Here is a 21848-nt window from a genome sequence, read left to right on the forward strand (position 1 = left end):
TTTTAACCTCGGGGGGGCATGTGCTCCCCTTTTTTTTCGCCCCGGGTTTGTGGCTGTTAGAAACTCATTCGCCACTGACCCGTGACGCCGTGGTTTCGGCTGTCGGTGCCGATCTCGCCAGTGAGGCCGACTCCCAGGGTGTGTTTTGCTGACAATCCAAGGTCCAGCCCTGCATCGACCCGCAGACTGTCACGATCCAGCGGCGCGCCGGAAACGGTGAAGTTTTTTCCGCCCGTCACCAATCGTTGGCGGGTATCGCTATAGACGTCCCCGTAAGTGTGTTTCCAGCCGGCACTGAACCGCGGCGTCAGTTGCATGCCGTTATCCAGCGTGTTGAGCTTCGCCAGCCGCAGGCCGAATGCGCTGTTCAAATTGTTCTGCGTTTGACCGTGTACCTTCAGTGCCGCGGCGCCACCTTTTTCTGTGTAAGTGTCGCGCTGATAACGTTGGTAGCCCAGGCTGGCAAACGGCTCGATGCTGACGTTCGCCCGTCCCAGGTTGTAACCCAATTCCGCAAAGGCCTGCTGGGTGTTGGCATCGTAACGGCCTTCGGGGCGGTCGCTGAAACCTTTGAAGGCAACCCGGCGTTTAGTGCTGCCGTCGTGGCTGCTATAGGTCGCGCCCAGGCGCAGGGACATTGGTCCGTTTTGACGTAGGGCATAAGCTCCCAAATGCCAGCTGTCGAGATCGCCGTCGAGTCCGCGGCTGTCCAGGCGCGTTTCGGATTTGCCGCTCATCACCCCGATGCGCCAGTCCTCCTCGATGCCCCAATCCGCTCCCAGTACCAGGCCGTGGGTTGTGTGTTTCAGAGCGTCGTAATCGCGATCCAGCGTCCCGCCGTGACCCAATGCTTGAAGCCAGACTCGGCCATTGTCTTCGCTGCCGGCGGCCAGGCGTGGTGCATTGCGCCTGGTGGATTTGCTGTAGCTACTGGCGCTGTCCAGCTGACGCATCGCCGAGAGCATGGTCGCGCTGATTGGGCTGTCACTGTTCAGGGTCGCTTTCGCAAGGTTGGCGTTCTGGCCGCCAGCCAGCTGTTCGATGGCAACAGATGCCGTTTGTATGTCAGCGCTGAGCAGGACTGCGACAGCAGCGTTTGTGGGGCTGGATGCCTTTGGCACTGTGGCGACGGAATTGGTCGCTGGGGGTGGAGTTGAGGCTGTGACGGGCTGGTCGGTGGTAGGTGGTATTGCGGCTGTCGAAGGTTTTTCAGCGGTGGTTGTCGGTGTGGAGACCGGAACGGATGTGTCGGCACTTGCAGGTGGATTCGGAGTTTCAGCGACGGAGGGGGCTTGTGCTATGTCCATTGGCTCTTCAATGCTTTGGGCTACTTCCTTCCCGTTATCCGTGGTTGCGACACTCTCGATCGTCACATCGTTACGGACGAAGATCAGGTCGACAGTCTTTTCTTCGTATTTGAGCTTGGGCGTTAAAAAGGCAAGGTTGTTGAGGACTTTTCCAAATTCCCCTTCGACTTTATTGGCAATAAGGATGTTTTTTTCGCTGATTAGCGGGTATTCACCCGGTGCTGCAACGATGTTCAGTGTGGCGCCGCCAAGGCTGGCGGTGCCATCGACTATTATCGTTTCACTTTTGCGGTCGGCATTGACCTCGTAGGTTAGCTCGGCAGTTTTTGAGAGATCCAAGTTACCTTTAACTTTCGGTGCGCCGTGCAAACTGTCGACAGAAAGCTTTCCGTTTACCCTCAGGGAACCCGTTATACCGTTGCCCGCGAAAGCACCTTTTTCATTGATGACGACGTCACCTTCGATAGTTCCTGGGTTGTTCAGGAAACCTCCTGATTGCACGGTCGCTCCGCCGCCAATCTCTCCGTTGTTGACAAGCGTTCCTTGGGTCAACGCCCCACCCTGGATATGTCCATTATTTATTAGCGTTGCTTTTGGACGTATCAAGACACCGGTATTGAAATCACCGGAACTATTCATGGTCCAAGTGCTTCGTTTGAGCTCCAGTCCTTCAAAACGACGACTCTCGCCTAACGTGCCACCGCTCGCGGTATCGAGTTGCAGGAAGTTGACACCGTCACCGCCGTCGATAAATCCGGAAAGGACGCCGCGGCCGGACACAATGACCAGATCATCTCCATCGCCGAATGTCCGATCAGTACCATCCGCTGCTCTGTTGATGGGATTCTTGAGGGTGTCTGGATCATTTATAAATGCGTCCAGCGCCGCTATGAGCTGCTCCGGCGTTGCACCCGAAGGAATGGTGTCATCGATGGATACTTGCTGGGCAAGCGAAATTTCAGCGCAACCCAGCGCAAGCGCAATGGCCAGCGCCAGGTGTTTTGGACGGTATTTGTGTTGAACGGGCATCGAGTACGGCCTCTTTTGACAGGAGGCCAAACTCTAAGAGAGAGGCTATAGGTACCGATGTCAGCTGCTTCCCGCAGGCTTGCGGGGGTTGTCAGAAGGTTGTGTAGAAAATTGCCAGCCTAATGAGGAAGGTTGTTTTTACCCGTTCGGGCTGACGCTTTTTCTTACAACAAATCGAGACATGGTCGGCTATCGCAACTCGGAAACTCATCTGCCTTTCGCTAACTACGGCTCAAATACGCCTTCCCATAATGCCGCTCCATCCTCGCCTGAATCAGCTCCAACCCGATCGACATCACCCAATAAATCACCGCCGCCGTCGTCAGCATTTCGATGTAGCGATAGCTCGACCGTCCATACGATTGCGCCAGAAACATCACCTCCCAAACCCCCATCACCGAGATCAGCGACGAGTCTTTGAGCATCGAGATGAATTGGTTGGTGGTTGGCGGGATGATGGTGCGCATGGCCTGGGGCAGGGTGACGCGCCAGAAGATCACGGTTTCGCGCATGCCCAGGGCCAGGGACGCTTCGCGTTGGCCGTGGGGGACGCCGAGGATGCCGGCGCGGAAGATTTCGCTAAGGTACGCGCCGTAGTTGAGCGACAGGGCGATGATGCCGGCGGCGATGGCGCCGGGAACGATGCCGAGTTGTGGCAGGCCGAGGTAGATCAGCAGGATCTGGATCAGCAGCGGTGTGCCACGAAAGAATGAGGCATAGAAGCTTGCGATTCCGAAGGCCACTGCGCTTTTCGACAGCCGCGCCAGGGCGGTGATGAAGCCCAGCAGCGAGGAGGTCACGATCGAGCACAGGCACAAGAACAACGTCAGCGCCGCACCCTGCAAAAAGCCGTTGGGTGCCAAGTGCAGACCGATCAGGTTCGGCAGTTTGTCGAGGATGATCGAGAACTTCAGGTCGAAGCTCAGGAAGAAGCTGGCGAACAACCCGAGCATCGCTGCCCACGTCAGGTACAGCCGCGTGCGGAAACCGAAGATCCGTTGCAATAGCGACTCAGCCACCGGTTGTGGCGGCTGAGGAGGTTTGGGGAAAGAAGTCATTTGCTGATGTCGGCGCCGATCCATTTCTGCGAGAGCTTGCTCAGGGTGCCGTCCTGTTTGAGCTGAGCGAAGACGTCACGCACTTTGGCGTCCCACTGGGCATCGCCTTTTTCAATGGCCACCGAGTTCGGCTCCGAGTACAGCGGCTCGCCGGCGAGCTTGAAGCGTTTGTCTTCGGTCAGGCGCGGTTGGGCGGTGACAAGGTTGGTGAGGATCGCGTCCAGCCGCACGCCAGCACCCAGGCCGAGGTCCTGAAAGGCGACATTGTCGGTGTCATACGGCGCGATCTGCACGTCCTCGAACGGGTACTGCAGCTGGGTGTCTTCGGCGCCCTCGATCACCAGGTTTTTGTTCAGGTAGCTTTCATAGCTGGAGGCGCTGGTGAGGCCGACTTTCTTGCCACTCAGGTCTTTGGCACTGTGGATGCTGTCGTCCTTGGCGTTGACCACGATCACGGCTGGCGAGGCGTAGTACTCGACCGGGAAGTCGAAGACCTCTGCGCGGGCCTTGCTCGGGGTCATGGAGCAGATGCAGATGTCGTAGCGACCACTCCAGCGGCCGGCAGCGATCACGTCCCAGGACGGGGTTTCGAGGCGCAGTTTGACGCCCAGTTTGTCTGCCACGGCCTTGGCCACGTCGACGTCGAATCCATCGAGCTGGTTCTGATCATTGAGGAACGAGAAGGGTGGATAGCTTTCCATCAACACGCCCACGAGCTCTTTCTTTTTTTCGACGCGATCCAGCGTGGCGCCGCCAAAGGCTTGGGTGGAGGCAGCGAGAATCGTCAGGCCGAGGGCCAGGAGTGGTTGGAATTTCACAGTCGATCCCTGATAAAAAAGAGGTTGTTATTAACCGGATGGTGCGTATTAAATAGTTATAAGAACGACTCTGATAGTGAGTTATTTTCATAAGCTTATGAGTGAAAAGCATATGGGTGCAGCAAGCACAGTAATTCTGGATGGCGGCATGGGTCGCGAGCTGCAACGCCGAGGTGCGCCGTTCAGGCAGCCCGAGTGGTCGGCGCTGGCCTTGAGCGAAGCGCCGCAAGCGGTAGAGGCGGTGCACACGGCTTATATCGAAAGCGGTGCGAACGTGATCACCAGCAACAGTTATGCGGTGGTGCCGTTTCATATTGGCGAAGAGCGTTTTGCAGCAGAAGGGCAGGCGCTCGCGGCGTTGGCCGGTGAACTGGCTCGGCGCGCTGTAGAGGCTTCGGGCAAAGCGGTGCGTGTGGCCGGTTCATTGCCGCCGCTGTTTGGGTCCTATCGTCCGGACCTTTTCGACGCTGCTCGGGCGACTGAATTGTTGGCGCCACTGGTGAAGGGTCTGGCACCTCATGTCGATCTGTGGCTGGCAGAAACCCAGAGTTCGATCGTTGAAGCGCGAGCGATCCATGCCGGTCTGCCAACGGACGGCAAGCCGTTCTGGCTGTCGTTTACCCTGAAGGATGAGGACACGGACGAAGTGCCGCGCTTGCGTTCGGGCGAGCCTGTGGCTGACGCCGCAGCCGTGGCGGCTGAGCTGGGCGTCAAGACGTTGCTGTTCAACTGCAGCCAGCCGGAAGTGATCGGTGCCGCGATTGATGCCGCGCGGGAAACCTTCGAGCGTTTAGGGGTGAAGATTCACATCGGTGCGTACGCCAATGCCTTCCCGCCGCAACCGAAAGAGGCCACGGCCAATGACGGTCTGGACCCGTTGCGTGAAGACCTTGATCCGCCGGGTTACTTGCAGTGGGCGGCGGATTGGAAAAAACGCGGCGCCAGTCATTTGGGCGGTTGCTGCGGGATCGGGCCGGAGCACATCGCAGTGCTGGCCCAGAAATTAGCGTGAAGCCATTCGCGAGCAAGCCCGCTCCCACAGGGTTTTGGATTGACCACAAAATTGTGATCCGCCCCAATCCAGTGTGGGAGCGGGCTTGCTCCGGGCGGCGTTCCGACGAAGGCGTCCGTTCAGGCGCTGAAGATCACCTGCGGCACTCCGCCAGGGTTTTCACCTGCCCCGAATCCGCCTGGTTCTCATCGGACAGCCAGCGCTCAAACCCCGCCCCGATCGCCGGCCATTCCGAGTCCAGAATCGAATACCACGCCGTATCCCGATTCTGCCCCTTGACCACCATGTGCTGACGAAACACGCCTTCAAAACTGAACCCCAGACGCTCGGCCGCGTACTTGGAGCGGGCGTTGCCGTTGTTGCACTTCCACTCCAGACGGCGATAACCCAGCGCAAAGGATTCCTTGGCCAGCAAATAAACCGCCTCGGTACTTTTCGGTGAGCGCTGCATTGGCGCACCGAAAGTGACATGGCCGATCTCGATCCGACCTTGTGAAGGAACAATCGACATCAAGCTGAGGATGCCTTGCACATCGCCGCTGGCTCGGTCGATCACGCTGAAGAAATACGGGTCGCTATTGGCCGCATGATTGTTCAGCCAATCGTTGAACACGCTGCGCTCCGGGAAAGGACCATAAGGCAAATAGTCCCAGAGTTTCGGGTCGGCACCCGGGCCTTGCAGAGCCTCCCACAAACCGTCAGCGTGACGCGCCGGGTCGAGTTTTTCCAGGCGGATGAAACGCCCTTCGAGGGTTTGTACCGACGGTGCCGGAACGCCTTTCCAGTCGGCAAGTGAAGTCGACATGTTGCTCTCCTTGAACCTTAAATGGCTTTGCGAAACTGGATGAAACCGGGGCGTTCGGCGATGCGCTCGTAGAGCTGGATCGCGGTGGCGTTGGTTTCGTGGGTCAGCCAGTGGACCTTGCAGCAACCGTCCTCTTTGGCTGTCGCGTAAACGAATTCGATCAACTGTCGGCCGACGCCAGTGCCGCGGGTCTCTGGTGTTACCAACAGGTCTTGCAGGTAGCAGGAGTTTTCGATGCTCCAGTTCGAACGATGGTAGATGAAGTGCACCATGCCCACCGCTTTGCCATCGGCCCAGGCCAGCGCGGCATGGGTCGGTTCGCTCGGGTCGAGCAGGCGCTGCCAGGTGCTTTGAGTTACGTCCTCAGGCAGTTCGGTGTTGTAGAAACGCAGGTACGCTTGCCACAAGGGCAACCAGGCGGCGTGGTCGTCGTCGGTGACCTGGCGGATGTCGATCTGACTCATGTTCGTTCCTTAACGCATCAAGTGGGCGAGGGCCTGGTCGTGCACATCAGGGCTGGCAGCAAGCCCCTCACGCACACCGGCGATGTCTGCAGCGTTGCGGTTCTGGCTGAGCTTGCGCTTGCCTTCCAGGCGCTGGATAGGCAAGGCAAAACCGACGATGGCCTTGAGCATCCCGTCAATGTAGTCGGCGGGGGCATCGGCGACTTTCCATGGACTGGCGCGACCCGCTTCATGACGATCAGTCAGCGCGCTGACCAGCGTGCGCAGGCGATCGGCATCGGTGAACACTTCGGCCGTGCCGTACGCGTGCACGGCGACGTAGTTCCAGGTCGGCACCACTTTGCCGTGCTCGGCTTTGCTCGGGTAAAACCCCGGGCTGACGTAAGCGTCGGCGCCGGTAAAAATCACCAGGGCTTCGGCGCCGTTCTGCAGTTCCTTCCATTGCGGATTGGCCTTGGCGAAGTGTCCATAAAGGGTGCCATTCGGGCCCTGGTCTGAACTCAACAGCAGCGGCAAATGGCTGGCTTGCAGACCTTGTTCCCCGTGTGTGACCAACACAGCGAGGCGGGTGCCGAGTATCTGCTGGTGCAGTTCATGCAAATCATCTATGGCAAAGCTGCTTGGCGTGTACATGGAGATTTTCCTTGGCGAATGCCTGCATCCTAGGCAGGCTAATGGTCTGTTGTAAGAGCCATTAACGACCAATTTCATAGGTCCATTGCCATGACCAGCGAGCCACTGTCCTTGTCATTCAACCCGGCGGGTATCGAACTCGATCGCCGTCAGGGGTTGAGTCGTCAGCTCTATCAGGCCTTGCGGGTGCGAGTGCTCGACGGTCGTCTGGCCAGCGGTACGCGATTACCGGCCAGTCGCGATCTGGCGGCGGCGTTGTCGATTTCCCGAAACAGCGTGGTCCGGGCCTACGATCAGCTTTACGCCGAGGGCTTTATTGAAGGACGCGTGGGGGACGGGACGTATGTCGCGCAATTGCCTCAATCAGTGTTACCGGTGAAAAAACTATCCACAAAAGTATCCACAGGGTTGTCAACAGGGTTATCCACAGCCTTATCCACAAACTGGTTGGATTTACCTGTGGTTTCATCCAGCAAAGTTATCCACAGCGGCGCATTGGGGCGGGTTGAAAGGAACCATTTGGCCCTGCCTCCCATCGGTCCGCCCCGCGCATTTCGTGTGGGTGTTCCGGCTTTTGATCTGTTCCCTTTCGAGGTCTGGGCCAAGCTGAATGCGGCTTTCTGGCGTAAACCGGATCTCCAGCAGCTGTGTTACGGCGATCCGGCGGGCGATGCGCGCTTGCGCGGCCTGATTGCTGCGTATTTGCGCAGCTCCCGGGGGATGCAGTGCACGGCTGAGCAAATAGTGATCACCAGTGGCGCGCAGCAGGGGATTAGCCTTTGTGCACAGCTGCTGGTAGAGCCGGGCGATGGCGTGGCGATCGAGAATCCGGGGTATCGGGCGGCGGGTCATGCGTTCGCCGTGGCCGGTGCGCGATTGCACGGGGTGGCGGTGGACAGCGAGGGCATCGACTGCAGCGAATTGAATGGGCTCAACGATTGTCGATTGGCCTATGTCACGCCGTCGCATCAGTACCCGACCGGGGTGGTGATGAGTCTGGCGCGGCGGCTGGAGTTGTTGGCCTGGGCCGAGCGAACCGAGGGTTGGATCGTCGAGGATGATTACGATGGCGAGTATCGTTACAGCGGCGCGCCACTGGCACCGCTGGCTGCGCTTGATCGTCACGGGCGGGTGCTCTACGTCGGCACGTTCGGCAAAGTGGCTTTCCCGGCATTGCGCTTGGGCTATCTGGTGCTGCCACCGGCATTGGTGGACGCTTTCGCCCAGCGTCGCGCGGTCGATGTGCGGCATTCCGAGGTGAGTACCCAGGCCGTCATGGCCGAGTTCATGGCGGCCGGGCATTTCCAGCGGCACATTCGCCGCATGCGCCGCGCTGCGTTGAGTCGCCGCAATACGCTTCTGGCCAACTGGCCTTCGGATATTCCAGGGGTGGGCAGCCTGCCCAGTGTGGCGGCAGGGCTGCACCTGACGGTGGCGGTCGACACTCAGGCCCGAGAACGCGAACTGATTGAAGCCGCCGCCAGCGTCGATGTCGAGATCAATGGCCTGAGCAGTTACTGGCTACCGGATTCGAAAAACACTGTGGATCAACGCGCCGGGCTGGTGCTGGGCTTTGCGGCGGTGCCCGAGGCGGCGATCATCGCAGCGCTCGGGCGATTGCAAAAGGCCTGGCGGCCCTGAGGTCGAGGACTTCAGTCAGGTTTCAGGTCCCGGACTTGATCTTGGTCCAGGCCCGGGTCCGTGCCCGTTCGGCATCGCGGGGCAGCGGTTGCAGGGTGTAAAGCGTGCTCATCGCCGTTTCGGTCGGGTACAGGTTCGGGTTGTTGCGGATCGCCGGGTCGACCATTTCGGTGGCGTCCTTGTTCGGGTTCGGGTAGCCGACGAAGTCGCTGACCGGTGCAATCACCTGCGGCTGCAACAAGTAGTTGATGAAGGTGTAGGCGTCTTCCGGGTTCTTCGCGCCTTTGGGGATCGAGAGCATGTCGAACCAGATCGGCGCGCCTTCTTTCGGCAGGCGCATGTCGACGATCACGCCGTTCTTGGCTTCCTTGGCGCGGTTCGCTGCCTGGGAGAAGCTGCCGGAATAACCGACCGCGACGCAGATGTCACCGTTGGCGATGTCGGCCATGTACTTCGAGGAATGGAAGTAGGTGACGTACGGACGGATCTTCATCAACAGCGCTTCAGCCTTTTCGTAGTCCGCCGGTTTCTTGCTGTTGGGGTCCAGGCCGAGGTGTTGCAGGGCCAATGGAAGGATCTCTGACGGCGAGTCGAGCAGGGCCACGCCGCACTGCTTGAGCTTGCTGATGTTCTCTTCCTTGAAGATCAGGTCCCAGCTGTCCACCGGTGCGTTGTCACCCAACGCAGCCTTGATCTTGTCCGGGTTGAAGCCGATCAGGATGGTCCCGTACATGTACGGCACGGCAAATTTGTTGCCCGGATCGTTGGCTTCGATCAGCTTCATCAGCTTGGGATCGAGGTGGTTCCAGTTCGGCAATTTGCTGCGATCCAGTGGCTGGAACACACCGGCCTCGATCTGCTTGGCAAGGAATACGTTGGACGGCACGACCACGTCATAGCCGGAGTTGCCGGTCAGCAACTTGGCCTCCAGCGCTTCATTGGTGTCGAAGATGTCGTAGACCAGTTTGGTCTGGGTGTTCTGGGCCTTGAAGTCTTCCAGCGCTTTGGGGGTGATGTAGTCGAACCAGTTGTAGACGCGCAACGTTCGCTCTTCAGCATGAACGGCGCCACTGAGCACCGTGGCACACAGGGTAGGAGCGATAAAACGCTTGAGACTGATCATTGTTCTAATTCCTCATTGGGCGCTTTCAAAACCTTCGAGAACGTTCACGGCATTGATGCCGATTTCTTCTACCGCGTAGCCGCCTTCCATCACGAACAGCGTCGGCTTGCCGAGGCCGGCGATGCGTGCGCCCATGGCCAGGTAATCCGGGCTGTCGAGCTTGAACTGGGAGATCGGATCGTCCTTGAACGTATCGACGCCCAGGGATACGACGACGATATCGGCGCCGTACTTTTCGATCTCTTTGCAGGCTTGTTCCAGCGCGGCGCTCCAACTGTCCCAGCCGCTACCGGCCGGCAAAGGGTAGTTGAAGTTGAAGCCTTCGCCGGCCCCTTCACCCAGCTCATCTTCATAGCCGAGGAAGAACGGGAACTCGGCTTCCGGATGCCCGTGGATCGAGGTGAACAGCACGTCGCTGCGCTCGTAGAAAATCGATTGGGTGCCGTTGCCGTGGTGGTAATCGACGTCGAGGATCGCGACTTTTTTGTGGCCCTGATCGAGGAACGCCTGCGCAGCGATGGCGGCGTTGTTGAGGTAGCAATAACCGCCCATCAAATCGCTGGCGGCGTGGTGTCCCGGTGGACGACACAGGGCGAAGGCACTGCGGGCGCCGCGTTGAATGACGGCTTGAGCAGTCAACGCGACTTGCGCCGCGCTGTACGCTGCTTGCCAGGTGCCGGCTGTAATCGGTGCGCCGCCGTCGAAGCTGTAATAGCCGAGCTGGCCGTGCAGGCTGGTGGGCATGATTCGGCGCAGGGTGCGGGCCGGCCAGGTGTAAGGCAGCAAGTCGCCGTCGGTGCCGAATTCGGTCCAGCGTGCCCAGGCACCTTTGAAGAAGTCGAGGTAGTCGCGGCTGTGGACGCGCGCGATCGGGTCGAGGCCGAAATCCTGCGGCGCTTCGACCGGACCGAGGTCGCGGTACTGCACGCGCTGCAGAACATGGTCGGCTCGCGAAGGCATTTCGAAGCAGGGCATCAGTTGCCCGTCCATCAATTCGCAACGGCCGTGGTGCAGGTGGTGATCGTCCGAGTAGATCGTCAGCATTTCTTGTTCTCCGCAGGCTGTTTCGGTTGAACACAGTCTTGCGGCGCGCGGCGTTTGAGAGAACGGCAGGAAAGGCCAAAAGGGGATCGATATGGCCAAAAGAATTGACCGGAATTCGCCCCCCCTGTGGCGAGGGAGCAAGCTCCCTCGCCACAGGGGTGGGTCAGGGCCTGAACTGACTTGGCGCTACCCCACTCCAGCGCACAAACGCATGACGGAAGCTCGCGGTCTCGCTGAACCCCAGCGCTTCTGCAATCCGATAGATCGGCAGTTGGTCCTCGCAGAGCATGCGTTTGGCCTGCTCGAACCGCAGCTCATCAAGCAATTCCTGATAGCTGCAACCCAGGTCATTCAGGTGCCGACGCAAGGTGCGCGCCGAGCAATTCATCTGTTCGGCCAAACCTTCGAGGCCGGGCGCCGCATTCAACTGCGCGCTGAGTAGCTGGCGGATTCGTCCCAGCCACACCTGGCGTCCCGTGAACTCGGTGTTCTGTTTGCGGCAGCGTTCGGCCATGGCTTGATGGGTGATGGCGTCGGCCAGAGGCAGGGGGTGCTCCAGCCAGGCTTTGTCGAAGGCAAAGGCGTTGGACGCAGCGTCGAACTGCAAGGGGCAATCGAAACGTTCGGTGTAGCGTGCCTGATAGTCCGGTGCCGGGTATTCGAAGCGGGCGCCAAGCAGCGGCAACGGTTGGCCGAGCAGGTCTTCACAAGTGACCTTCATCGAAACCAGGCAAAACTCGACATTGAATGGCGCCAGCGCAGGGTTTTCCCGATAGTCGCCAGCGGTGAGCCAGATGCGCTCGTTATCCTCTTCCAGGCTCAACTCGAACAGTGTTCCTAATAGCGCCGGATAGTGCAGTGCCAGCCGCAAGGCGTCACCTAAAGTGGCGCTGGTGAGTAAGGCGTACCCGAGCATGCCGTAGGACGAAACATGCATTCGCCGGCCCAGTTCCAGGCCGATGTCACGCTTGAGCGCGACGGCGTTGGCGCAGACCTGCATCTCCTGATTGGTGGTGATGCGCGTGTCCGCCCGGCTCAGATCCGCCGCGCTGATGCCGCTGCCGGCCAGCAGCGCTTCGCTGGACAAGCCCTCGGCCTTAAAGGCGTTGAGCACCAGAGAGACAGCGTTGAGGGTGGTGAGGTGGGAATGGAGCATGGGGTGTTCCAGCCTTGGGATGCTGGAACGGCAGCAAGTTACATGCCGAGCGGGAAACCCTGTAGGAGCTGTCGAGTGAAACGAGGCTGCGATCTTTTGATCTTGTTTTTCAGGATCAAAAGATCGCAGCCTCGTTTCACTCGACAGCTCCTACAGGCGCGTTGAGGTGTCAGATTAGTTCGCCGCACAGGTCGAGTTCTACAAGGCGCCGCACTTCAGCGGTTTCGAGCCCGGCACCCAGCAAGCCATGCAACTTGCCGAACGCGGCTTCACGGGTCATGCCACCACCCGACAGCACGCCCACGCCGCGCAACCGACTGCCAGCCTCGTAAACATCCAGCTCGACGCCACCTTCATGGCATTGGGTGACGGCTACCACCACAACACCCTTGTCCCGCGCCCGTTCCAGGCTGGCGAGGAATTCTGGATTGTCGCTCGGTCCGGTGCCGCTGCCGTAGCACTCCAGCACCAGGCCCTGAATGCCGCTGTCGAGCAGGCCGTTCAGTATCTCGGCGCCGATGCCGGGGAACAGCGGCAGCACAGCGACTTTCGCCAATTGCTTGGGCTGGTTGTAGGTCAGCGATGCCGGTATTGAAGAAGCCTTCTCACCGCCACCTTGACGCTCAAGACGCTTGAACGGATGACGACCGAAACTGCGCACCTTCGCGCAACGGGTCGGGTCCAGTAGTTCGCCGTGGAAGTACAGATGAACGCCCGGTGCAAGGCCTTGGCCGAGGGCAACCAGCGCGCCACTGAGGTTTTCCCAGGCATCGCTGTCGGCTACGCCGGCCGGCAGCATGGAACCGGTGAACACCACGCGGGCATGCAGGCCGAGCAACTGAAAACTCATGGCCGCAGCGCTGTAGGCGAGGGTGTCGGTGCCGTGCAGGATCAGCACGCTGTCGCAGCCCTGGACATCGACGGCGTCGACCACCGCTTCACGCAGTTGCTGCCAGTAAGCCGGGCTCATGTTGGCGCTGTCGATCAGCGGCGACATCTCGCGAAAGCGCCATTGCGGCACGACAAGGTCAGGCTGGCTGTGCAGATATTCGCGCATCCGGGCTTCGAAACCGGACGCTGGGGCCAGGCCGTGAGCACTGGCTTGCATTCCGATGGTGCCGCCGGTGTAGAGCACCATGACGTGCTGGGCGGCAGGGAAGGTCGAGGAATTCATGGGGGGTCTCCGAGAACGATGACATTCCTAATGTGGGAGCGGGCTTGCTCGCGAAAGCGGTGTATCAGCCAACATCAATGTCGCCTGACACTCCCTCTTCGCGAGCAAGCCCGCTCCCACAGGGGATTGCGCACTTTAACCGATCAGCGTTGCGCTGCGGGTACGCCTTGCGACTCGGCTTCAGCCTTGGTGGCGGCCGCTGGCGGATTGGCTGGCCAGGCTTTCAGGTCCAAGTCCAGATCCGGGAATTTGCTCGAATCGAACACGGGCGTCTTGATGCCGGCCGCGCGCTGGTCATCGTAGTCACGCAGGATGCGCATGCCGACCTTGAACAGCAGGAACAGCGCGATCAGGTTCACGAAAGCCAGCAGGGTCATGGTGATGTCGGCGAAGGCGAACACCGTGCCCAGGTTCTCGATTGCACCCCAGAAGATCAGCGCCAGTACCAATGCGCGGTAGCCGATCAGCGCCTTGCGGTTTTCACCGATCAGGAAGCGCAGGTTGCTCTCGCCCAGGTAGTAGTTGTAGAGGATCGAGGTGAACACGAACAACGACAGGGCCACGGAGATGAAGCTCCGGCCCCAGTCACCGACCACGGCGGCCAGGGAGTTCTGGGTCAGGGCAATACCGTCGCCTTCGAAGCCCGGGGTGTAGAAGCCCGAGAGCAGGATCAGCAACGCGGTGCAGGTGCAGATCACGAAGGTGTCGAGGAACACGCTGAACGCCTGAACCACGCCTTGTGACACCGGGTGTTCGACCGACGCGACTGCGGCCACGTTCGGCGCACTGCCCAGGCCTGCTTCGTTGGCGAACACGCCGCGCTTCACGCCCATGACGATGGCGCTGCCGATCAGGCCGCCGAAGGCCTGGTCGAGACCGAAGGCGCTTTTGACGATGGTCATCAGCATCGCTGGAACGTGGTCGAATTGCAGGACGATCACGTAGATGGTCACGCCGATGTACACCAGGGTTTTCACCGGCACCAGCAGGTCAGCGACCTTGGCGATGCGCTTGATCCCACCGATGAACACCAGACCCAGCAACACCGCCAGGGCCAGGCCGGTGTAAGTGGTGTCGAGGCCGAAAGCGTTGTTCAGCGAGTGGGTCACGGCGTGGGATTGCAGGCCGTTGAAGGCGAAGCCGAAGGTGATCAGCAGCAGGAACGCCATGATCATGCCCAGCCAGCGTTTCTGCAGGCCGTGCTGGATGTAGTAGGACGGGCCGCCACGGTACGTGCCGTCGGAGTCGCAGCGCTTGTAGAGCTGGCCGAGGGAGCATTCGAAGAAGCTGCTGGACATGCCGACCAGCGCGGTCACCCACATCCAGAACACCGCACCCGGACCACCCAAGGTTACGGCGATACCGACCCCGGCGATGTTACCCGCACCGACGCGGCCGGCGAGGCTGAGCATCAAGGCCTGGAACGAACTGAGTTGACCGGCACTGCTTTTCAGGCTGTCGCGGAACACCGCAAACATGTGGAAGAAGTGGCGCAATTGAACGAAACGCGAGCGGATCGTGAAGTAGCTACCGAGCCCGACAATGAGCACGATCAGTACTTTCCCTGAGAGGAAGTCGTTAATGACTTCGAGCATGGATTATTCCTCGCTGTTTTTTGTGTAGGCAAATGTTGGGCGGTCAGAAACATCGCGTTACACCGGATTGCGCGCGGCAAAACAGGTGAGGCGAAGGTTCGTCCCGATTTCATATTGCGGGTTTGTTATTAGTTCGGGTTTCGCATGGGTTTGGGCCTCGTTACCGACGACCGCTCACGCGAAGAGGGGCGGCACTATACCTATGAGCGTGTCGTCCGTCTGCACGGTTGTGGTGCATGAATCGAAACGAGGTGCTGCCAGGATCAAAAGATCGCAGCCTTCGGCAGCTCCTACAGGGTGTACATCAAATGCTGTAGGAGCTGCCGAAGGCTGCGATCTTTGCGGTGTCAGACATATTCGCTATCCGCAAAAGGGTTAAAAAAAAGGGCTTGGGGAATACATCCCCAAGCCCTCAAAAGGTGAGAGGTGTCTAGTCCCTCGACCTGGTGAGCGTGGCGCTTCGTGCTCTTCGTTAAAAGAGCAAGCGCCGGTGTTGCGTTCGGTTAAGCCTTCAGAGGCACCAGACGCGGAGCAATCATGTTTTCCGGGCGCAGGATGTCGGCGAGCATTTCGTCGTCGAGCAAGCCTTCTTCACGCACCAGTTCCAGCACGCCACGGCCGCTTTCGAGGGCGATACGGGCGATGCGGGTGGCGTTTTCATAGCCGATGTACGGGTTCAGTGCGGTGACCAGGCCGATCGAGTGTTCGACCAGTTCACGGCAACGCTCTTCGTTGGCGGTGATGCCGACGATGCAGTGCTCGCGCAGCATGTCCATGGCGCGTTGCAGCAGGCGGATCGAGTCGAAGATCTTGAACGCGATCAGCGGCTCCATCACGTTCAGTTGCAGTTGGCCGCCTTCGGCTGCGATGGTCAGCGCCAGGTCGTTGCCGATGATCTGGAACGCCACCTGGTTAACCGCTTCCGGGATAACCGGGTTGACCTTGCCGGGCATGATCGAGCTGCCTGGCTGACGCGCTGGCAGGTTGATTTCGTTGATGCCGGTGCGTGGGCCGCTGGACAGCAGGCGCAGGTCGTTGCAGATCTTCGACAGCTTGACCGCGGTGCGCTTGAGCATGCCGGAGAACAGTACGAAGGCGCCCATGTCGGAGGTGGCTTCGATCAGGTCGGCGGCTGGAACCAGCGGTTGACCGCTGATCAGTGCCAGACGCTCAACGGCCAGGTGCTGGTAGCGCGGGTCGGCGTTGATGCCGGTACCGATCGCGGTGCCGCCCAGGTTCACTTCGGTCAGCAGTTCAGGTGCCAGTGTTTTCAGACGTGCCAGGTCTTCGCTCAATGTGGTGGCGAAGGCACGGAATTCTTGGCCCAGGGTCATCGGCACGGCGTCTTGCAGCTGGGTACGGCCCATCTTCAATACGTGGCTGAACTCAACACCCTTGGCGGCGAACGCCTGGATCAGGCTGTCGAGGCTGGCCAGCAGCGCGTCGTGACCCAGCAGCAGACCCAGACGGATCGCGGTCGGGTAGGCGTCGTTGGTCGACTGCGCCATGTTCACGTCGTTGTTCGGGTGCAGGTATTGGTATTCGCCCTTCTGGTGGCCCATGGCCTCCAGCGCGATGTTGGCGATGACTTCGTTGGCATTCATGTTGGTTGAAGTGCCAGCGCCGCCTTGAATCATGTCCACCACGAACTCTTCGTGGAAATCGCCGCGGATCAAACGTGCACAGGCTTCGCTGATGGCAGCGTGCTTGGCTTCGCTCAGGTGACCCAGTTCGCGGTTGGCGTCAGCGGCGGCCTGTTTGACCATTGCCAGGCCGACAACAAGCTTCGGGTAATGCGAAATCGGAACGCCGGAGAGACGGAAGTTGTTCACCGCTCGCAGGGTCTGGATGCCGTAATACGCTTGAGCAGGTACTTCGAGTACGCCAAGCAGGTCTTTTTCTGTGCGGAAAGATGCAGCGGAGGACATGATAGAAATCATCTCGATATGGACCCGGTCTGTGCCGGAACACTGCAAATGCTAGGCTTGTGGAGAATTTTGGGCCAATGCTGTTAAACACTAGCCTATGCACATTCGGCATAATGCCCGTGTGACGCCGTGTCTGCGGCGAGCGTGTGACCTAAATTGGTGCGTGTCCGGGAGGCCGTGATGAACCTTGAAAGTAAATGGCTGGAGGACTTTAGTGCTCTGGCCGCCACCCGCAGCTTCTCCCAGGCTGCCGAACGACGCTTCGTGACTCAGCCGGCGTTCAGTCGACGGATCCGCAGCCTTGAAGCCGCGCTGGGGCTGACCCTGGTCAATCGCTCGCGCACGCCGATCGAGCTGACGGCGGCGGGGCAGTTGTTTCTGGTCACCGCGCGGACGGTGGTCGAGCAGCTCGGTGAAGTGTTGCGTCACCTTCATCACCTGGAAGGCGGGCAGGGCGAGGTGATGCAGGTCGCCGCCGCTCACTCCCTGGCGTTGGGGTTCTTCCCGCGCTGGATCGCGCAGTTGCGTAACGAAGGCCTGAACATCGCGACGCGCCTGGTGGCAACCAACGTCGGTGATGCCGTGCATGCCCTGCGTGAAGGCGGTTGCGATCTGATGCTGGCGTTCTACGACCCGGATGCCGCGATGCAGATGGACCCGGAAATCTTCCCGTCGCTGCACCTTGGCGACACTGAAATGCTTCCGGTCTGCGCGGCGGACGCCGAGGGCAAGCCACTGTTCGATCTGGAAGGCGAAGGCAGTGTGCCGCTGCTCGCCTACAGCGCCGGTGCATTTCTCGGGCGTTCGGTGAACATGCTGCTGCGCCAGCGTGCGCTGCGCTTCACCACCATTTACGAAACCGCCATGGCCGACAGCCTTAAAAGCATGGCACTGGAAGGATTGGGCATTGCCTGGGTGCCGCGGCTCAGCGTGCGTGCCGAACTGGCTCGTGGTGAACTGGTGGTTTGCGGCGGCCCGCAATGGCATGTACCGCTGGAGATTCGCCTGTACCGCTGCGCGTTGGTGCGCAAGGCGAACGTGCGGTTGTTATGGCGCAAGCTGGAAGGCGGCGCAGCCCAAGGCACGACGGGTATCTGAGACCAATGAAGATCCAATGTGGGAGCGGGCTTGCTCGCGAATGCGGTGTGTCAGTCGAGATCAATGTTGCCTGATCCAGCGCATTCGCGAGCAAGCCCGCTCCCACAGGGGGATTTGTGTTGATCTTTCGCTGACCTCGGAGTCAATAAAACCGGCACTTTGCGCCGAATGACAGATGGTCGCTATGGGGGCTGTTTATCTGCTTCATTGAGGTATACTGCGCGGCCTTCGGCCGGTTCGTCCGGCCATAATTCGTACAATCAAGCCACGCATTTTGCGTGGCTTGTTGTTTTTTGACGCGCCTGCGGGCGCCCAGAGAGAAGAGGCACGACGATGAGTGCACTGGTTGGCGTGATCATGGGCTCCAAGTCCGATTGGTCCACCCTTAGCCACACCGCCGATATGCTGGAAAAGCTCGGCATTCCTTACGAGGTGAAAGTGGTCTCTGCCCACCGCACCCCGGACCTGCTGTTCCAGTACGCCGAAGAGGCCGAGGCGCGTGGCATCGAGGTGATCATCGCCGGTGCCGGCGGCGCGGCTCACTTGCCAGGCATGTGTGCGGCCAAGACCCACCTGCCGGTACTGGGCGTGCCGGTGCAGTCGTCGATGCTCTCGGGCGTCGATTCGCTGCTGTCTATCGTGCAGATGCCCGCGGGTATTCCGGTCGCCACCCTGGCCATCGGCAAGGCTGGCGCGATCAACGCAGCACTGCTCTCGGCGAGCATCCTCGGCGCCAAGCGCCCGCAGTTCCACGCGGTGCTGAAAAAATTCCGTGCTGAGCAGACAGACAGCGTCCTGGAAAATCCAGACCCACGCATCGCCTGAGGTTGTTGACGATGAAGATCGGTGTAATCGGTGGCGGCCAGTTGGGTCGCATGTTGGCGCTGGCGGGCACTCCGCTGGGCATGAACTTCGCTTTCCTGGACCCCGCTCCGGATGCTTGCGCAGCCGCGTTGGGCGAACACCTGCGGGCCGATTACGGCGATCAGGATCACCTGCGTCAGCTGGCCGATGAAGTCGATCTGGTGACTTTCGAGTTCGAAAGCGTCCCGGCCGAAACCGTGGCCTTCCTGTCGCAATTCGTCCCGGTCTACCCGAGCGCCGAAGCCCTGCGCATCGCCCGTGATCGCTGGTTCGAGAAGAGCATGTTCAAGGACCTGGGGATTCCCACCCCGGCGTTCGCTGACATTCAATCGCAATCCGATCTGGATGCTGCCGTGGCTTCCATCGGTCTGCCGGCCGTGCTGAAAACCCGCACCCTGGGTTACGACGGCAAGGGCCAGAAGGTCCTGCGCAAGCCTGAAGATGTCGCCGGCACCTTCGCCGAACTGGGCAGCGTGGCCTGCCTGTTGGAAGGTTTCGTGCCGTTCACCGGTGAAGTCTCGTTGATCGCCGTGCGCGCTCGCGATGGTGAGACCAAATTTTATCCGTTGGTTCACAACACCCACGACAGCGGCATCCTCAAACTGTCCGTGGCCAGCACCGACCACCCGCTGCAAGCCTTGGCGGAAGACTATTCCAGCCGTGTGCTCAAGCAGCTGAACTACGTTGGCGTGATGGCGTTCGAGTTCTTTGAAGTCGACGGTGGCCTCAAGGCCAACGAAATCGCCCCGCGGGTCCACAACTCGGGTCACTGGACCACTGAAGGTGCCGAGTGCAGCCAGTTCGAAAACCACCTGCGGGCCGTTGCCGGTCTGCCGCTGGGTTCGACGGCCAAGGTCGGCGAGAGCGCGATGCTCAACTTCATCGGTGTCGTGCCGCCAGTAGAAAAAGTGATTGCGATCGACGACTGCCATTTGCATCACTACGGCAAGGCTTTCAAGGTCGGCCGCAAGGTCGGTCACGCGAATCTGCGCTGTGCAGACCGCGAGACGTTGGCTGCGCAGATCCTGAAGGTCGAAGCACTCATCGCCGAATAGTTTCATCTGGCAACGGCGGAACCATTCAGGGCCCGCCGTTCTCTCATGGCAGGATGCCAAAGTCTGACTAGGCTTTGGGCATTGCCATTCAATCAGAGGGAAATGCCATGGGAATTATCGGAACCATCTTTATCGGCTTGATCGTCGGCCTGCTGGCACGGTTCCTGAAACCGGGCGATGACAGCATGGGCTGGATCATGACCATCCTGCTCGGTATCGGCGGTTCGTTGGCGGCCACTTACGGCGGCCAGGCTCTGGGCATCTACCAGGCCGGTCAAGGCGCAGGCTTCATCGGTGCGCTGGTTGGCGCGGTGGTGTTGCTGGTGATCTACGGTTTGATCAAAAAGAACTGATCCAAAGCGACAAAGCCCCCTCTGCGCCGCACGCAGAGCGGGCTAGAATGCTCGGCGTTGCACCGACCTTTCCTTTGCCGAGCACCTCCATGCGCCGTCTTTTACTGACTTTCCTTTTACTGGGCTCGGGCCTCGCCCATGCCGGCGAACTGCCGGAAACCGACTGGCTTGAACTGATGCCCAAGTCGGACCAGAAAGCCCTCGAGGCCATGCCCGAAATCGACCACAACTCCCCCGAAGCCAATGGCACCTTTACCGAAAAGGGTGGCATGAAGCAGAGCAAGGGTTTACCGGCGGTGATGTATTCGACCAAAACCGTGCCGTCGATGAACGACAAGAACATCCGCATCGGTGGTTATCCGGTGCCGCTGGAGTCCGACGCCCAGGGCCGCAGCACGCTGTTCTTCCTCGTGCCGTATCCGGGCGCCTGCATCCACGTGCCGCCACCGCCACCTAATCAATTGGTGTTGGTGCGTTATCCGAAAGGTTTGAAGCTGAATGACATCTATACACCGCTGTGGGTGACCGGCACGCTGAAGATCGAGAAGGTCAACAACGACCTGGCGGATGCCGCGTATGCGCTGGATGCGGCGAAGGTGCGGGTGGTCAAAGAGTCGGATCTGTAAAGCGCCAGTAGGCCTGGCACAAACCAAATGTGGGAGCGGGCTTGCTCGCGAAGAGGCCATAACATTCAACATCATCGTTGACTGTTACACCGCCTTCGCGAGCAAGCCCGCTCCCACATTGGTTCTGGGGTGTTGCTTATAGAGGCTTGCTACCGATGCTGACACCCAGGGTATGACTCGCACCCGGCGCCAGCGTCACCACATCATCCATCACATTCGCCGTTTCAATGCACAGCATCCGCTGCCAGCCATCGTCGGCCATGTCGCTGAACGCCACAGCGCGTTCAATCCACGGATTCCAGATCACCGCCGAGCGTGAACCGCTGCTGGTCAGCTCGATGCGCCGTTCCCAGGTCGGATCGACAATGCTCAGCTTCGCCGGGGTATTGAGATAGATACGATCGGTCTCGCCGACAAAACGCAGATCGCCGGTCTGAGTGACGGTTTTCCAGTCGTCCAGGGTTTCGATGTAACTCAAGCCATCCAGTCCTTCGACACGCACTTCGCGTACATCGCTGACCGCGAAATAGCTGTGCAGTGCCTGGCTGATGGTGACGTTGTCAGTGCCTTGGTTGTGGCTGGTCAGGCTGATGTGCAGTTGCTCATCCAGACGAATGCTCAGCTTCAAATCCACTTGATGCGGCCAGCCTGGCAAACCGCCTTCAGGGTAAGGCAGAACAAACTCCACCTTCAGGCTTTCGCCCTCGGTTTCAATGCCGCCCAGTTCCCAGTCCATCGCCCTTACCAGCCCGTGGGCGGTCGGCGCTTCGTTGCTGATGCGCATCGCCTGAACGCTCTGCGGGTTGCGCGGCAAGTTACCAAACCACGGCCAGCACACCGGAACCCCGGCGCGGATGCTCTTGCCAGTCTTGAACACGGCCTCGTCGTTGAGCCAGATCAGCGGCGGTTGCCCGGCCACTTGATAACTGAGGATGTGCGCGCCCTGCTGGGCAACCAGCAATTCGGCCTGACCGTGGCGGATGCGCCAGCAGTTCAGTTCATCCAGTTTCACGGCTTCAACGTTGGGCGTACTCATGGGCAACTCTCGATCAGGAACAATGACTG

At 59.9% G+C, this 21848-nt stretch carries 20 protein-coding genes; 7 read left to right on the plus strand and 13 right to left on the minus strand.

The features are described from left to right. Positions 1-56: 56 nt before the first annotated feature. The 3 genes from ACSQ87_RS00935 to ACSQ87_RS00945 form a co-directional block, all read right to left on the minus strand. Entirely contained in the window at positions 57-2336 is a 2280-nt protein-coding gene (locus ACSQ87_RS00935) for an autotransporter outer membrane beta-barrel domain-containing protein (RefSeq protein WP_436273182.1), read from the minus strand. 221 nt (positions 2337-2557) lie between these two features. Then, a complete protein-coding gene (locus ACSQ87_RS00940; protein ID WP_046044976.1) occupies positions 2558-3394 on the minus strand; it encodes an amino acid ABC transporter permease in 837 nt (278 codons plus the stop codon). Next, positions 3391-4212 (minus strand): ABC transporter substrate-binding protein, encoded by an 822-nt coding sequence (locus tag ACSQ87_RS00945; RefSeq protein ID WP_033059249.1) that lies wholly within the window; start codon positions 4210-4212, stop codon positions 3391-3393. The genes ACSQ87_RS00940 and ACSQ87_RS00945 overlap by 4 nt, the downstream gene beginning before the upstream one ends. A 112-nt stretch (positions 4213-4324) precedes the next feature. On the opposite strand from ACSQ87_RS00945, the gene ACSQ87_RS00950 reads away from it, so the two are divergent. Further along, positions 4325-5224, plus strand: coding sequence for a homocysteine S-methyltransferase family protein (locus ACSQ87_RS00950; protein ID WP_436273183.1), 900 nt, complete (start codon positions 4325-4327; stop codon positions 5222-5224). Positions 5225-5357: 133 nt separating this feature from the next. On the opposite strand, the gene ACSQ87_RS00955 is transcribed toward ACSQ87_RS00950, so the two are convergent. The 3 genes from ACSQ87_RS00955 to ACSQ87_RS00965 are packed head-to-tail and all read right to left on the minus strand — an operon-like array spanning position 5358 to position 7126. Continuing rightward, complete coding sequence (locus ACSQ87_RS00955) at positions 5358-6029, minus strand: GNAT family N-acetyltransferase (RefSeq protein WP_436273184.1); 672 nt, start codon at positions 6027-6029, stop codon at positions 5358-5360. Positions 6030-6046: 17 nt separating this feature from the next. Then, complete coding sequence (locus ACSQ87_RS00960) at positions 6047-6493, minus strand: GNAT family N-acetyltransferase (protein ID WP_223431312.1); 447 nt, start codon at positions 6491-6493, stop codon at positions 6047-6049. A gap of 9 nt (positions 6494-6502) precedes the next feature. Beyond that, positions 6503-7126 carry an FMN-binding negative transcriptional regulator gene (locus tag ACSQ87_RS00965; protein ID WP_436273185.1) on the minus strand — a complete coding sequence of 208 codons (624 nt, stop codon included), beginning with the start codon at positions 7124-7126 and terminating at the stop codon, positions 6503-6505. Positions 7127-7216: 90 nt separating this feature from the next. Here ACSQ87_RS00965 and ACSQ87_RS00970 point away from each other — a divergent pair, with 90 nt between their 5' ends. Next, positions 7217-8767 carry a PLP-dependent aminotransferase family protein gene (locus ACSQ87_RS00970; RefSeq protein ID WP_436273186.1) on the plus strand — a complete coding sequence of 517 codons (1551 nt, stop codon included), beginning with the start codon at positions 7217-7219 and terminating at the stop codon, positions 8765-8767. 22 nt (positions 8768-8789) lie between these two features. Here the strand turns inward: ACSQ87_RS00970 and ACSQ87_RS00975 are convergent, their stop codons facing one another. The 6 genes from ACSQ87_RS00975 to aspA all read right to left on the minus strand — a co-directional run bounded on the left by ACSQ87_RS00975 (position 8790) and on the right by aspA (position 16787). Next, complete coding sequence (locus ACSQ87_RS00975; RefSeq protein ID WP_436273187.1) at positions 8790-9890, minus strand: polyamine ABC transporter substrate-binding protein; 1101 nt, start codon at positions 9888-9890, stop codon at positions 8790-8792. 12 nt (positions 9891-9902) lie between these two features. Further along, positions 9903-10934, minus strand: coding sequence for a histone deacetylase family protein (locus ACSQ87_RS00980; RefSeq protein WP_046053901.1), 1032 nt, complete (start codon positions 10932-10934; stop codon positions 9903-9905). A gap of 163 nt (positions 10935-11097) precedes the next feature. Then, on the minus strand, positions 11098-12090 hold the full coding sequence (locus tag ACSQ87_RS00985; RefSeq protein ID WP_436273188.1) for an AraC family transcriptional regulator: 993 nt from the start codon (positions 12088-12090) through the stop codon (positions 11098-11100). Positions 12091-12259: 169 nt separating this feature from the next. Then, positions 12260-13264, minus strand: a complete 1005-nt coding sequence (locus ACSQ87_RS00990) for an asparaginase (RefSeq protein ID WP_436273189.1) — start codon at positions 13262-13264, stop codon at positions 12260-12262. A gap of 143 nt (positions 13265-13407) precedes the next feature. Beyond that, entirely contained in the window at positions 13408-14859 is a 1452-nt protein-coding gene (locus ACSQ87_RS00995) for an alanine/glycine:cation symporter family protein (protein WP_436273190.1), read from the minus strand. A gap of 503 nt (positions 14860-15362) precedes the next feature. After that, positions 15363-16787, minus strand: a complete 1425-nt coding sequence (gene aspA / locus ACSQ87_RS01000; protein ID WP_033059267.1) for an aspartate ammonia-lyase — start codon at positions 16785-16787, stop codon at positions 15363-15365. A 180-nt stretch (positions 16788-16967) separates the two neighbouring features. Here aspA and ACSQ87_RS01005 point away from each other — a divergent pair, with 180 nt between their 5' ends. The 5 genes from ACSQ87_RS01005 (at position 16968) to ACSQ87_RS01025 (ending at position 20783) form a co-directional block, all read left to right on the plus strand. After that, positions 16968-17885, plus strand: coding sequence for a LysR substrate-binding domain-containing protein (locus ACSQ87_RS01005; protein ID WP_436273191.1), 918 nt, complete (start codon positions 16968-16970; stop codon positions 17883-17885). Positions 17886-18218: 333 nt separating this feature from the next. After that, entirely contained in the window at positions 18219-18710 is a 492-nt protein-coding gene (gene purE / locus ACSQ87_RS01010; protein ID WP_046044990.1) for a 5-(carboxyamino)imidazole ribonucleotide mutase, read from the plus strand. A gap of 11 nt (positions 18711-18721) precedes the next feature. Continuing rightward, positions 18722-19804 (plus strand): 5-(carboxyamino)imidazole ribonucleotide synthase, encoded by a 1083-nt coding sequence (locus tag ACSQ87_RS01015; protein ID WP_436273192.1) that lies wholly within the window; start codon positions 18722-18724, stop codon positions 19802-19804. Between the two features lie 107 nt (positions 19805-19911). Then, on the plus strand, positions 19912-20157 hold the full coding sequence (locus tag ACSQ87_RS01020; RefSeq protein ID WP_008030708.1) for a GlsB/YeaQ/YmgE family stress response membrane protein: 246 nt from the start codon (positions 19912-19914) through the stop codon (positions 20155-20157). Positions 20158-20246: 89 nt separating this feature from the next. Continuing rightward, positions 20247-20783 carry a DUF3299 domain-containing protein gene (locus ACSQ87_RS01025; protein WP_436273193.1) on the plus strand — a complete coding sequence of 179 codons (537 nt, stop codon included), beginning with the start codon at positions 20247-20249 and terminating at the stop codon, positions 20781-20783. 136 nt (positions 20784-20919) lie between these two features. Here ACSQ87_RS01025 and ACSQ87_RS01030 read toward each other — a convergent pair whose 3' ends face one another. Beyond that, positions 20920-21819 (minus strand): D-hexose-6-phosphate mutarotase, encoded by a 900-nt coding sequence (locus ACSQ87_RS01030; protein ID WP_436273194.1) that lies wholly within the window; start codon positions 21817-21819, stop codon positions 20920-20922. Positions 21820-21848 lie beyond the last annotated feature (29 nt).

This window comes from Pseudomonas sp. LjRoot277, from assembly GCF_964253845.1.
Lineage (GTDB): Bacteria > Pseudomonadota > Gammaproteobacteria > Pseudomonadales > Pseudomonadaceae > Aquipseudomonas.